At 29.5% G+C, this 14,541-nt stretch carries 12 protein-coding genes and 2 other annotated features (1 of these 14 only partly in view); of the genes, 6 read left to right on the forward strand and 6 right to left on the reverse strand.

Translation table 11 applies throughout. The features are described from left to right. Positions 1 to 413: 413 nt before the first annotated feature. On the reverse strand, positions 414 to 1,463 hold the full coding sequence (locus VIM70_RS17350; RefSeq protein WP_331947037.1) for a nucleoid-associated protein: 1,050 nt from the start codon (positions 1,461 to 1,463) through the stop codon (positions 414 to 416). 256 nt (positions 1,464 to 1,719) lie between these two features. Between VIM70_RS17350 and VIM70_RS17355 the strand changes: the two genes are divergently transcribed. From VIM70_RS17355 to leuS, 5 genes are all read left to right on the forward strand, one after another. Beyond that, positions 1,720 to 2,268: a class IV adenylate cyclase gene (locus VIM70_RS17355; protein WP_331947038.1), complete on the forward strand. Its 549-nt coding sequence runs from the start codon at positions 1,720 to 1,722 to the stop codon at positions 2,266 to 2,268. Then, entirely contained in the window at positions 2,268 to 3,173 is a 906-nt protein-coding gene (locus VIM70_RS17360) for a DUF5685 family protein (protein ID WP_331947039.1), read from the forward strand. Before VIM70_RS17355 ends, VIM70_RS17360 begins: the two co-directional genes overlap by 1 nt. Next, positions 3,157 to 3,789 carry a J domain-containing protein gene (locus VIM70_RS17365; protein WP_331947040.1) on the forward strand — a complete coding sequence of 211 codons (633 nt, stop codon included), beginning with the start codon at positions 3,157 to 3,159 and terminating at the stop codon, positions 3,787 to 3,789. Before VIM70_RS17360 ends, VIM70_RS17365 begins: the two co-directional genes overlap by 17 nt. Positions 3,790 to 3,815: 26 nt before the next feature. After that, positions 3,816 to 4,322: a hypothetical protein gene (locus VIM70_RS17370; RefSeq protein WP_331947041.1), complete on the forward strand. Its 507-nt coding sequence runs from the start codon at positions 3,816 to 3,818 to the stop codon at positions 4,320 to 4,322. Between the two features lie 99 nt (positions 4,323 to 4,421). Beyond that, positions 4,422 to 4,684, forward strand: a binding site (T-box leader). Between the two features lie 117 nt (positions 4,685 to 4,801). Next, on the forward strand, positions 4,802 to 7,261 hold the full coding sequence (gene leuS, locus VIM70_RS17375; protein ID WP_331947042.1) for a leucine--tRNA ligase: 2,460 nt from the start codon (positions 4,802 to 4,804) through the stop codon (positions 7,259 to 7,261). Positions 7,262 to 7,794: 533 nt separating this feature from the next. Here the strand turns inward: leuS and VIM70_RS17380 are convergent. After that, complete coding sequence (locus VIM70_RS17380) at positions 7,795 to 8,586, reverse strand: GTP pyrophosphokinase family protein (protein ID WP_331947043.1); 792 nt, start codon at positions 8,584 to 8,586, stop codon at positions 7,795 to 7,797. Positions 8,587 to 8,827: 241 nt separating this feature from the next. On the opposite strand from VIM70_RS17380, the gene VIM70_RS17385 reads away from it, so the two are divergent. Continuing rightward, positions 8,828 to 9,685: a DUF2225 domain-containing protein gene (locus tag VIM70_RS17385; protein WP_414648726.1), complete on the forward strand. Its 858-nt coding sequence runs from the start codon at positions 8,828 to 8,830 to the stop codon at positions 9,683 to 9,685. 131 nt (positions 9,686 to 9,816) lie between these two features. Here VIM70_RS17385 and VIM70_RS17390 read toward each other — a convergent pair whose 3' ends face one another. From VIM70_RS17390 to tyrS, 4 genes are all read right to left on the reverse strand, one after another. Then, positions 9,817 to 10,506 (reverse strand): metallophosphoesterase, encoded by a 690-nt coding sequence (locus VIM70_RS17390; RefSeq protein ID WP_331947045.1) that lies wholly within the window; start codon positions 10,504 to 10,506, stop codon positions 9,817 to 9,819. A 15-nt stretch (positions 10,507 to 10,521) separates the two neighbouring features. Continuing rightward, positions 10,522 to 10,794, reverse strand: coding sequence for an EscU/YscU/HrcU family type III secretion system export apparatus switch protein (locus VIM70_RS17395; protein ID WP_331947046.1), 273 nt, complete (start codon positions 10,792 to 10,794; stop codon positions 10,522 to 10,524). A 97-nt stretch (positions 10,795 to 10,891) separates the two neighbouring features. Beyond that, positions 10,892 to 12,910, reverse strand: coding sequence for a hypothetical protein (locus VIM70_RS17400; RefSeq protein WP_331947047.1), 2,019 nt, complete (start codon positions 12,908 to 12,910; stop codon positions 10,892 to 10,894). Between the two features lie 189 nt (positions 12,911 to 13,099). Beyond that, positions 13,100 to 14,320 (reverse strand): tyrosine--tRNA ligase, encoded by a 1,221-nt coding sequence (gene tyrS / locus VIM70_RS17405; RefSeq protein ID WP_331947048.1) that lies wholly within the window; start codon positions 14,318 to 14,320, stop codon positions 13,100 to 13,102. 63 nt (positions 14,321 to 14,383) lie between these two features. Further along, positions 14,384 to 14,541: a binding site (T-box leader), on the reverse strand (it continues 102 nt past the right edge of the window).

The raw sequence follows: 14,541 nt of genomic DNA on the forward strand, positions 1-14,541 counted from the left end.
CATAATTAAGACCTCCGAGTTACAAAGTTTGTATACTCTATATATTCGACATTGATGGTCCAAAATCCTTTTTGCCTACAAAAAAAACACTCCAATTTATTAGAGTGTTTTACATTTTATGTTTGTCAACAGTCTGAAAAATACCCACAGTATATTATACTGTGGGTATTTTAATTTTATTTTTTATTATATAGGAAACAAAGAAATGTTTTATACGCAAAAAAAAGTATATATTACGTATAATGCATTTGAATAAGCTTTAGAACTTCTTATTATATTTTTAATTAAGCTGCGTTAAGAAAAGCATATGTCTGAGCGAAGCGAGTTTATGCTTTTTAGCAACTTAATTAAAAATATAATTAGTAGTTCTTAGCGAAATGAAAGCATTAGTAGTAATATATACTTTTTCACTTTTATTTTTCTATGTAATTGCTAACATGTTTAATAACCATGTTAATAGTTCCATCACCATTTCTTTGTATTTCAAATCTACTGTTATCATGATATGTTTCTGCATCAACATATAAATCTATATCTTTATCAATTTTGAGTCTTACTCTTTTTAATTTTTTATCTATCCATTCTTTATCAAGAGTAATATTTGGAGAAATCCCTTGCTCAGCTATAAACTCAACAAATTTTTCTTTAGTTTCATTGTTTTCAGGAAAGATTTGCTCAGATAATTCTTTAACATCAATATTATCTTCTTCTCTAAGTTTTCTTTTTATTGTACTTCTAACAACTTCTGCTTCATCTGCATTTTTCGAAAAGGTGTTTTGGGTGAATTTTTCAGCAGCTCGTACAAAGTTTTTAGTTACATCTCTTTCATTCTCAAAAATAGTGCAACCTAAGTAATCGTTAATAAAATAGTTTGAACCATATCCCTCAGTTTCATTATCTTTTTCTTTATTCTTGCTTTTTTTATCAATAACCATTAAATCAAAATTGTTTTCCTCTCTAATTGGTTTCAAAAAAGCGCATTTTTGTATCCTTTGAGAACTCCCAGGTAATCCCGTAAACTGAGGTACTATATCAATACCTAATTTTTCATCCACAAACTCTATAGTGTGAACATAATTCTTAATATAATCCATTTTAAATATACCAAGTATTGGTCCAAATTCTGTAGTAAAAGATACCATTATCAAATCACAAGAAGGAATGCTCCCCTTAGACCTCATTAAAATAAACATCTGTCTTGCTAATTCCTTAGATACATCCAATAAATTATTTTCACCATTTAAATATTCCGCAGATATTTCTTTTACTATGTTTTTATCTTCATTAAATATTCCATATTTTAAATCTTCATCTCTTAAACACTTTTGTATATGTCTAAGCAAAAAATTATATTTTTCTTCATCTAAGTCTAATGCGTATTCATTCAAGATAGGTTCATCTGCATTGTTATCTAAAACATGAATAATAGCCTCATTTATATTAATTTCCTTTATGTATTCCAAAAAAAACACCACCTTAATATTTATCTAATGTGCCTAACTATTATACTATGTATTTGTAATTATAACAAAGTTATAAATTGATATTTTACTTAGTATTTAAAGTAATATTATAAAGCCAACCTATTTACCTAGATTTAACTTCACAATTTTAATCAATTATTAATGTTACTTTATTTAAGTTATGATATAATCACACTTAATAAGTAATTCAGCAAGTAACAATTATCTACCTAAGGGTTCTATAAGGAGGATCACTTTGAAAGAAATAGAAACTAGAATTATAGATATTGATGTACAGGAAATTCGTAGAAAACTATTGAATATAAATGCAATAAAAGTAAAACAAGAAAACCAAATAAATAATATTTATGATTTCTCGGATAAAAGACTAATAAAGGGTAAAGGCTATGCAAGAATACGTACCGTTCAAGATGAACTAACAAATTCTACGGTTCATTACATAACAACAAAAAAACTTATAAGCCAAGAAAAATACAAGATTATGGATGAACATGAATCAGAAATCAAAGATGAAATAGCTGCTAAAGGAATATTTGAATCCTTAGGTCTTAATCTTATACAATCTATTAAAAAGTATAGAGAAAGCTATAAATATAAAAATACCCTTATAGAAATAGATATAAATGAAAAGGAATTTTGTCCTTTTCCCTATATAGAAATTGAAAGCGTTTATGAAGAAGAAATTGAAGAAGTTGTAAACCTACTGGGTTACAACTTAGAGGATACTACCTCTAAAAGTATTTATGAAATATTAAAATCAAAAAAAGTAATGAAAGGGCAATAATGTTTGGATATGTAACTCCATGTAAAATGGAAATGAAGATAAAAGACTACGAAAAATTCAAAGCTTATTATTGTGGCTTGTGTAACTCTATTAAAAATAATTTTGGGAACCTGCCACGGCTAACATTAAATTATGATATGACTTTTTTAGCAATACTTTTAGACTCCTTATCAGAAGATAAATATAACTTTAATGAGTTTAAGTGTATGATTCATCCGCTTAAAAAAAGGCTTATGATTAACAATAATGAGGCCTTAGATTATGCAGCATTTTGTAATATTACATTAGCTTATTATAAGCTAATGGATGATGCTTACGATAATAAAACAATGAAAAGCAAAGTTTTTTCTATATTTTTAAAAAATTATTTGCCAAAATCAGATAAAGCATATAATGATATAATGATATATACAAAGGAAAAACTTCAATTACTAAATACTATAGAGGTTAACCATAAAGATATGGGCATAGATGAAATATCCCATGTTTTTGCTGACCTTACGGGCTTTATAATATCCTTTTATTATAAAGAATCCTCATTTAAAGATGACTTGTATTGGCTTGGTTATAATTTAGGCAAATGGATATACATTATAGATGCTTATGATGATTTAGAAAAAGATATGAAAATGAATTCTTTTAATGCTATAAATTCATTGCTTAATCTAGATAATTTAGATTTTAAAAGTTTTTCTACATTAATAAAGCCAAGAATTGATTTTATATTAGCTACAAGCGCTGAGCAATGTTTAAAATATTTAAATGATTTACCCTTAATAAAAAATGAAGATATCTTATATAATATACTAGAACTCGGATTAATGGAAAAAATGGATAAGGTTTTTAACAAAGAAAATATTGATAATTTAAAAGGAGTGGAATATAAAGATGACAAATCCATATGAAGTACTTGGTGTAAAAGAAGGCACATCTAAAGAAGATATTAAAAAAGCCTATAGAGAACTTGCGAAAAAATATCACCCTGATCAGTATGGTGATAACCCTTTAAAAGATTTAGCTGAAATTAAAATGAGAGAACTAAATGAAGCTTATGATTCACTTATGAAAAATAATGGTTCTTCAAGTAGCCACAGCTCGTCAAGCGGTTATAGTTCTCAAAATAATTCTGGTTCTACTTCAAATAATGACTATACTAGCAATAACATATATCAATCTATAAGAATGGATATTAATAGTGGAAATACTTCTTCAGCTGAGCAAAAATTGAGTTCTATGAATACAAAAACTGCTGAGTGGAATTACTTAATGGGAATGGTTCACCTCAAAAAAGGTTGGCAAGATAGTGCTTATACTTTTATAAGCCGCGCTTGCTCTCAGGAACCTAATAATATTGAATACAGACGGAGTTTTAATGAACTAAATTCGCGTAACTCAAATTATAGAGATAACTATTATAGTAGACGTGGCAACGATAATGGAATGGGCAATATGTGTCTTAACTTATGGTGTGCGGATACAATTTGTGAATGTTTTGGTGGAGACCTTATTTCCTGTTGCTAAGTCTATTAATTTAGGAGATGATATTTATGAAATCTAATCATATTGCTAAGGGTGGTATATTTACAGCACTTAGTTTGATATTACTATATATTTCATCTGTTTTCCCTACAAATAAATTATCTATATTAGTTTTAGCGTCTTGCATTATTCCCCTATCCATTATGGTTACTGGAGTAAAAAATACTATTGTAGTATATGGAGCCGTTTCCTTGCTTAGCTTATTTATTATACCATCAAAACTTATAAGTATAGCCTATATCTTAATTTTTGGTTCTTATGGTTTTGTAAAATACTTTGTAGAAAAATTGAGGAACATGCCCCTAGAAATTATATTAAAATTGTTATATTTTAATTTGAGCTCCGCTATAATTATATTTATATATAAATTATTACTTTTAAACATCCCTAATATTAATTTAAATATATATTTACTAATAATAATAGTAGAGCTTGCTTTCGTAGCATATGATTATGCAGTTACAGCCTTTATATCTTATGCTAAAAAAAATCTTCTTAAGAAATTTAAGTTCTGATTTCTATTTATTTAATATGCCCTGATGCATGGTCTTGACACAAAATTTTATTTAAATTATAATGGATAAAAATACTATAATAAACAAAGACTACTATAATAAACTGCTTTGATTAGGGGTAGTAGTATTCATATCATTTTAAAGAGAGCTGCTGTAAGGAATATGCCAATAAATGGTCCGGCTAGTAAAAGCCATACTATCTTATTATTTATTTGTCCCTTTGGTGAAAAGCAGTAATGATATAATATGAACTTTCCTATGAGCTTACTTGTAAAAACAAGTACGGTTAAAACCGTTATATTTGTAAGTGAGGTTTTTAACCTAACTAGAGTGGTACCGCGGAATATACTTTCGTCTCTTTCTTGAGATGGAGGTTTTTTTTATTTTCAAAACTAGAATATTTTTACATAAACATTAAAATCAAGGATAAAAGATTGATAATTATTTTTAACATTAAAGCATTACAAGGAGGAATATTAATGGCAAAATATAATACAACTATCGATGAAAAATGGCAACAAAAATGGGAAGATACTAACCTATATAAATTTGATGAGAATAAAATTGATAAAAAACTATACGTACTTGAAATGTTCTCTTATCCGTCTGGAAGCCAATTACATGCTGGGCATTGGTTTAACTATGGTCCTGTAGATTCTTGGGCTAGAATGAAAAGAATGCAGGGATATAATGTATTTCAACCAATGGGCTTTGACGCTTTTGGGCTACCTGCCGAAAATTACGCAATAAAAACAGGTGTTCACCCAAAGGATTCTACTGAGCAAAATATTATTAATATGAAAAAACAATTAAAAGCTATGGGAGCGATGTTTAATTGGGATCATGAAGTTGTAACCTGTAGACCTGATTATTATAAATGGACTCAATGGTTATTCTTAAAATTATTTGAAAAGGGTCTTGCTTACAGAAAAAAAGCCCCTGTAAATTGGTGCCCTAGCTGTAATACAGTACTTGCAAATGAACAAGTCTTAGCAGATGGTTCTTGCGAGAGATGTGGCACTGAAGTTACTAAAAAGAATTTAACCCAATGGTTTTTAAAAATTACTGACTACGCTGAGGAACTACTAACAATGCTTGATACTTTAGATTGGCCTGAAAAAACTAAAGCAATGCAAAGACATTGGATAGGTAAATCTACTGGTGCTGATGTTACTTTTAAAGTGTCAGATTCAGATGTAGACTTTAGTGTATTCACAACAAGAGTAGACACTCTATACGGCGTTTCCTATGTAGTTATAGCCCCTGAGAATGATCTTGTTGACATCCTTACTAAAGATGAATATAAAGCTGATGTTGAGTCTTATAAATATGATGCAGGGAGACAAACTGATATAGAAAGACAGTCTATTACAAGGGATAAAACTGGTGTATTTACGGGTTCCTATGCTATAAATCCTATAAACGGACGAAAGGTTCCAATTTGGATTGCTGACTATGTTCTAAACACTTATGGAACTGGATGTGTAATGGCTGTTCCAGCTCATGATGATAGAGATTTTGCCTTCGCAACTAAATATAATTTACCTATAGAAAGAGTAATCATTGGTTTTAAAAGCAAGAATGACGACGATGAAGACCTTCCTTATACTGAACATGGAAAAATTATAAATAGTGAAGAATTTAATGGTTTATCTACTAATGACGCAAAAGAAGCAATAGTTAAAAAATTGGAAGGCATGAACTTAGGTTCCGGCAAGGTAAACTTTAGACTTCGTGACTGGTTAGTCTCAAGGCAAAGATATTGGGGCTCGCCTATTCCAATAATACACTGTGATAAATGTGGAACTGTTCCTGTTCCTGAGGAGCAGCTACCAGTAGAATTACCTTATGATGTAGAATTTACGCCCGATGGGGAATCACCCTTAGCTAAATGTGAGGAGTTTATTAATGTCACTTGTCCTGTTTGTGGCGGACCAGCTCGTCGTGAGGCTGATACATTAGATACCTTCGTTTGTTCTTCTTTCTACTATTTAAGATATGTAGATAATAAAAATAGTGAAAAAGCTTTCGATACAGACTTAATAAACAAAATGCTACCTGTAGACAAATACGTAGGTGGTCCTGAACATGCATGTATGCACTTATTATATGCAAGATTTATAACAAAGGCTCTTCGCGATATGGGATACCTAAACTTTGATGAGCCTTTCCTATCCCTTACTCACCAAGGTTTAATTTTAGGCGAAGATGGATTAAAAATGAGTAAATCCAAAGGAAACACTATTTCACCAGACGCGTATATAAAAGAGTTTGGAGCAGATGTATTTAGAATGTACCTAATGTTTGGTTTTGGTTATACTGAAGGTGGCGCTTGGAGTGATGATGGTATAAAAGCCATGGGGAAATTCATTGATAGAATTGAAAGAGCAATCGACACTGGAAGCCTTGTTGTGGCAAAAGAAAGTAGTATGGACTCCCTAGGCTTGGATGAAAAAGAATTAAATTACTGGAGGAATTTTGCAATAAACGGAGTTACTGAAGATGCAGAAAAACTTCAATTTAATACAGCTATTGCAAGACTTATGGAGCTTACTAATGCTATAACAAAATATATTAATGGAGAAGATAAGAACAGTAATTTCTTAAAAGAAGTACTAGTGGATTTCCTTAAGCTTTTAGCCCCCTTTGCTCCTCACTTTGCGGAAGAGAAATGGGAAACTTTAGGTATGGGTTACTCTATATTTAATCAAAGCTGGCCTAAATTTGATGCGAGTGCTCTTATTAAAGATGAAGTAGAGATAGCTATTCAAATAAATGGTAAAATCAAATCTAGAATAAATGTAGCCTCTGGTTTATTAGAAGACAGAATAAAAGAAATTTCTCTAAAGGATGAATTTGTAATTGCTGCACTAGAAGGCAAAACTGTGCGCAAGGTTATTGTAATTAAAGGGAGACTAGTTAATATAGTGGCTTCTTAATAAAAAAAAGTGCAATCAGAATGAAGTTTCTCCTGCGTGGCACCAAATAAGAGCTTGAAACGTGAAATTCCATTAAGAAATTCTAATCTTTTGCTAATATAAAATTCTCTACCACTCACATTCGGCGTGAGCCGGTTCGCTAGCCTTCCTTCCAGTCAGGCCCACGAGAATTTTATATTGTCAAAAGAAGAATTTTAAATGGAATTTCAATGTTTCTGCTCTTCTTATTTGGTGCCACTCCCGGAGAAACTTGATACTATATTACATTTATGTTAAGATGTATCCATATAAGGAAATAATAAATATTAATAACCCCCCCCAAAAAAATCTTTTAGCCGTTAGGCTGCAGATGTGGTACATATGCTTTGCATTTAGTATTCTTAAAACAAGATTTTCCGCAAGCTGTTTCCTATATAATAAAAAAGAAAAAAAGTATATATTACTATTAATGCATTCAATGCATTATGCGTAATATATACTTTTTTTTGTGTATAAAATACTTGTTATAAATATAAGAGCTGCAAAAATGGTGCTTACGCTTTATACATATCTAAAGTTTTTTGAGTTGCGCGAAGTAAACTACTTAGCTCAAAAACTTCTCCTTCTTCCAGTAACTTATTTAATTGCTCTCTATACCTAGTTGCATCTATTAATTTTCCAAGAGAAGAAATCATCATTATATTGTTCATTATATCTGATACCAAGTTAGATTTTACCTCAAATAGTTTTTGTGCATCCTTAATTTCGTCTTTTATTTCTAACATTTGTTCATCTAACTGAAAAGCAGCATCTGCAGCATTTTTAAGCTTTTCCCTTATATACTCTGGTATATCATGTTTATATTTATAATTTAGAGAATGTTCTACTGTTGCCCAAAAATTCATTGCTAATGTTCTTATTTGAAATTCTGCTAGTATTTCTGTTTGGCCACCAGCTAAGTTTACAGGATATTTTATAATCATATGATAACTTCTATAGCCACTACCTTTTACATTAGCAACATAATCTTTTTCATAAACTATTTGCATATCACGTCTTTCACGAATTAGATTTACTACCTTATCAATGTCATCTACAAATTGACACATTATTCTTATTCCAGCGATATCCTCCATTTCAAATTCAATTCTTTCCAGAGGAATACTGAATTTATTAGCTTTCTCAAGAATACTTGATATTTCTTTTACCCTTCCTGTAACAAATTCTATAGGGGAATAATCATTTTTACGTCTATATTCTCTTCTTATACTTCTGAATTTTACCTTTAACTCTTCTACACCCTGTTCATACGGAATTAAAAATCTTTTCCACTCTCTTATTGCCATATACTCAGTCCTTTACATAAAATTTCATATCATTTGAGTGTTATAATTAACATCTTGAAACCTGAAGGCTGATTTTTATTATATTTTTATTAATTTTCTGTTATAATTAATTTACTACTAAATTGGTATAAAAGCAATTTATTAAGTAAAATATACCAAATTACATATACTAATCATACCACATTAAATCTATTTTTGAGGTGATTAAATGGATAAAAAAATATTTTCCGGTCTAGAAAATATGGGTTTTGATAACACTGATAATATTAAAATCTATAATAAAGAAATAGAAAGTTTAAAAGAGAAAAAGGAGGAGAGCAAGGAGAAATCTCTTCTATATAATAAAGAAGTTACCTGTCCTGTATGTGATCACGTTTTCAACGCTACAACTGTAAAATCCTCTGCTTACAGAATGGTAAAAAAAGATAGTGATTTTTTTATTAGGTATTCTTCCATTAATCCTTATTTCTATGATGTTTGGCTTTGTAATTCTTGTGGATACTCCGCTATGAAAACAGATTTCCATACCATAAGAAGTATAGAAATAAAGGAAGTACAAAAGTCTATTACCCCCAAATGGCACGGAAGAATGTATCCGGAAATTTATGATGTTCATATTGCTATTGAAAGGTATAAACTCTCCCTTTTAAATTATGTACTCACTAATGCAAAATCAAGTAAGAAAGCAATCAATTGTTTAAAACTCGCCTGGATGTATAGGCTAATAGATACCGATGATTCTAGAGAAATGGAACTTATATTTTTAAAACAGGCTCTAGAAGGACTTAGCGATGCATATTATACCGAATCATTTCCCATATACGGCATGGATAAATACAATGCTATGTATCTTATTGGAGAGTTAAATAGACGCATTGGCCATACAGAAGATTCTTTAGTTTGGTTTAGCAATCTAATAACAACTCCTAATGTTAAACAGAATTTAAAGGAACTTGCAAGGGACATGAAGGTCTTGATTAAAGAAGAAGAGACTGCATTGTTAGTTTATACTGACAATCTAAATAAATCTTCTACAGAGAACTTTGAGGCAGAAGAAACAACAAAAAAAACCAGTTTTTTTTCCAAAATATTCAAATAGTCATTAAGGCGAACGAAAATAAATAACAAGTCAATATAATAGTATCTTTGATACTCACATACTGGATTTGTTATTTATTTTCATATACCTATGATTATTAAATTAGTTATCCATATAAACGAATTTATATTCTAATCTAATATTTTCAAAGGATCAAAGTCCAAATAATCACAGGAAGTGACTATATACTCTGTGCCTTCTTTATTTCCTTCATATAACCTATTTAAAGATGGTCCATGTAAATGGCCATATATAACCTTCTTCACATTGTATTCTTTTACTAGAGCTATAAGTCCTGTTTGTTCGAACTTATCGTTAGTTGGTGGATAATGAAGCATTACAATGATTTCCTTATATCCATTCTTAACTGCTTCATCCAGTGAAATTCGGAGCCTTATTAATTCTCTATCAAATATTTTTTCATCATGAGCCGTAAACCTTGCACTCCCAGGACAATTCCATCCCCGGGTTCCACATATAGCAAAATCTTCATAATTAAAAAAGTTGTTTTGTATAAAGTCCATATCCGCGTAGAGCAAATTCAGCTTTGTAATACTACTCCACCAATAGTCGTGATTTCCTTTAATAAGTATTTTTCTACCTGGAAGCTTATGAATCCATTCTAAATCCGACATGCCCTCATCAATATTCATGGACCACGATATATCCCCTGCAATTAATACAGTATCCTCGCAGGAAACTTTTCTAAGCCAATTTTCTTTTATTTTCTCATGGTGATTGCTCCATTTTTCTCCAAATATATCCATGGGTTTATCTGAATTTATAGCTAAATGAAGATCAGATATTGCCCATAACGCCATAATATACCTCCTTTATTAAAACTTATTTTTTTTCATTTGTGAATCTATATCCATCACATAAGCAATAACCTTTGCTATTGCATCATATAACTCTACGGGTATTTCTGACCCTATATCAACATTTGAAAGCAAATTGGCTAATTCATCATTTTGAACTATAGTCACATTGCTCTCCTCAGCCTTTTGCAAAATTCTATCTGCAATATACCCTATTCCTGCTGCAGTTACTATGGGAACATCATATCCTTGTTCATATTTTATTGCAGTGGCCTTTTTTATTTTTTTCATCTTAATACACCTCATTAATGCTTTAAGTTATAGCCTTAGACATATGAAATAAAATATATTCGCACTTATTAACTATTTTTAAAGTGCCTTCATACTATTATACCTTTATATTGATTTTATTAAAACTTCTATCGTCAAAGAATTTTCCGCAATTTGCTAATGTAAACTCGTTAGTCTTATTATTCACTTTAATACTAACTTTATAATTAAGATTAGATAACTCTTTATTTAATTTTTCTTTACTAAGGTCCAAAACTTTAACAAAGAATTCATTACACTTAATATCAATATTCATATTATTATTATTAATTTTAATATATGCATCCACTGTTCCCATGTTTATTGTCTTTACGCTAGTAGCAATTTGTACATTCTTACTATCTATCTTTTTACCTTTTTTTCTATCATCCTTAATAATTAATTTTAATTGGTATTCATTTTCTTTAACATTTATAGGCAAATCCAAGTAATAATATTGTTCCGAGATAGAATTAAATATTTTTATATCATTAAGTTTTTGATCAAATACCTGCATAACCTTCTCATATGTTTCCGGTTTTAGATTAAGCTTATTTTCAATGATCAATTTAACTATATTCTTAATCTCGTCAGTCTTTATTTTGATTTGCTCTTTAATTAGTGTATCCGTATTTGAATTTTGTATATCAATTTTAGGATTATTTATAATACTGTCTGTGCTAGAAATATTTAATTCCTTTTTTATCATATTTATAATTTCATTAAGTGAATTGTTTTTACCATAACCATTAACCTTAGTGTTTATAGCATTTTTATTATCTAACCCTATTTCACTAACAGTTTCCTTTTGTAATTTATTTTGAGGGATATTCTCTTTTGAATTTATAGTTTCTAAATTCTTACTGGTAGAGGCATTTTGATTTATGTTTAATTTCTCCTCTAAATTTCCTATTAATTTAAGATGATTCTCTGGACTCAATACTATTTGCTCTGTCTTAATAATTTTATCCACTAGTGTCTTTATTGTGTCATTATTAAAACTACTTCCATTTTGTAATTTAAAATTATCATTTGAATTTATATTTTCATCCCATTTTAAATTATTAATTATAGAATTCAAAACTTTATTATCAATATTTAAAATTTTGTTATTTATATTTAAGCTTTTTAACTCTTCATTTATTAGGGTAATTATTTGTTTTGAGTTTTTTATGTCAACAGGATTATTTGAATTTTTAGTTTTATCCACAATTTGTTCATTATTATTAAATATTTTATCTGGTTTCATTTCTTTATTATTATTTGTAAATTTAAAATTTATGAAATCGTCTTCTTGAAAACCCTTAAGTTCAGAACTATTTTGATACTGTTTAATTGAAGGGGTCTCAATATTTTTTATTGTATTTTTAGTTGTATCACTATTTAAAAGATAGTCGTTTATATCTTTCAGATTATTATATACTGCAGACTCTCCTTTAAATAACTTTATAAAACTCTCAAAATTTCCTTTAGTAAGTTCAATGTTATTTTCTTTAAATAATAATATCTCATCAATATCTAAATTCTTTAGAGCATTAAAAAAATTTTTTAATTGTTTTGTTATTTCAATAGCCTTTTCACTATTAACGTCAATATTTCTACTATTAAGATATTTGTCAATAAAAATATCCTCTTTGCTAGGATTTAAAGATATTTTTTCTCTAAAATCAATTAAATTTTTTATATCACTTACATTCTCTTTAGTTAAAGGTATATCATGTTTTATCATTTTCTCAAAAATCAAGGCATCTGTTTTGTTATCACTTAGAGGTTTCCCATTAGGGGTGGTTTCTAAAATGTCATTTTCTACAATTTTGCCATCTTTATCTCCATTTACTAATTTAATCTTAAGCTTGCCATCTTCAAAACCTTCTACTTCAAATTTTAACACACTGCCATCCATAGTTTGATCAAGTGCTTTATCCAGTTTCGCTGGAAATTGCCATCCATCTAATAATTTTAAATTAACTTCTCCATCTTGCTGCCCACTACTTACTATTTTTGCATTGAACCTTTCACCAGCTTCAAAAGATAGTTTACTAAAGGCTTTTTTAGCTTCTGGATTCTGCAAAATTGAAATATTGCTAATTATCGACATAAGTCACCTCCCATTTTTTTATCATAACAATATTCATAAAAGTATCATTGTTTTATTATCGTCTAAAACATTTTTTTTTAAAGGGTACAGTTAATAATTATATTTTAGTTATTAACTGTCCTAACAAAAATACAAAAATAAAAAACAAAGTTAAAATATAAATTTTAACCTTGCTTTCACAAAATTTTTCTATTCTATAATCAGAGAAAAATATTTTTTCTTTCCTTTTTTAATAAGTATACTATCCGCTTCAAAATCAACGTCTAAAAGTGTTGCATTTTTATCTTCTATTTTTGTTTCATTAATAGTTAAACCACCCTGTTCAATTAGTCTTCTAGCTTCTGCTTTAGAAGGCACTACTTTAGTGTAGACTAATATATCCATTATCCCTGCACCCTTCATGTCTATTGGTATAGAAATCGTAGGTATGCTACTCATATTACTTCCACCACCAAATAAAGCCTCTGCTGCTGTCTCAGCCTTAATAGCTTCTGCTTCTCCATGGATAAGTTTTGTAACCTCATAAGCTAAAACTTTTTTTGCCTCATTGATTTTTTCATCCTTTAAAGCACCTAATCGTCGCACCTCATCCATTGATACAAAAGTAAGTAGTGATAGACATTTTTCTACATCTGAATCTGCAATATTTCTCCAGTATTGATAAAAATCATAAGGGGATGTTTTATTTGCGTCAAGCCATAAAGCACCGTTTTCCGTTTTCCCCATCTTCTTGCCTTCACTATTAGTAAGTAATGCACAAGTCATCCCATAAGAAGATTTGCTTTCTTTTTTTCTTATTAGTTCCATTCCTGCAATTATGTTAGACCATTGATCATCTCCACCTAATTGCATAGTACATCCATATTTTTGATTTAGCATTAAAAAGTCATATCCTTGCATTAGCATGTAATTAAACTCAAGAAAAGATAACCCTTTTTCTAATCTCTGCTTAAAACAATCAGCAGTTAACATCCTGTTAACTGAAAAATGCACCCCTATATCTCTTATAAAATCTACATAATTTAAGTTTAATAGCCAATTTGCATTATTTTCGAGTATTGCTTTATCGTCCTTAAAATCTATAAGCCTTGAAAGTTGTAATTTTATGCAGGATATATTGTAATCAATCTCATCTTTTGAAAGCATTTTCCTCATATCTGTTTTACCTGAAGGATCACCTATCATTGCAGTTCCACCGCCAACTAATGCTATTGGTCTATGTCCTGCCCTTTGCATATGTGCCATAAACATCATAGCAATAAAGTGACCAATATGTAAGCTATCTGCTGTTGGGTCAAAACCTATATAAAATGTAACCTTTTCTTTTGCTAATATATTTTTTATTTCCTGCTCGTGAGTAAGTTGTTTTATATATCCTCGCTCAATAAGAGTATCATATACATTTTCCATAATTTATTCCTCCTCCTTATTATAATTATCATTTATTTTTTTAAATAAAAAAAACGCCCCTATGAAAGGGACGAAATAATTCCGTGGTACCACCCAAATTGATTTAACAATCCGCTTTTCCCTTATAACGTAAGGTCTACCCGTCTCAGCCTACTCATCATCTTCGATGCTGTTTCATCTTCGATGCTACCTACTCATCATCTTGGATGCTGTTTCAGCTT

Origin of the sequence: Clostridium sp. (genome assembly GCF_036569345.1) — a bacterium.
Lineage (GTDB): Bacteria > Bacillota > Clostridia > Clostridiales > Clostridiaceae > Clostridium_AD.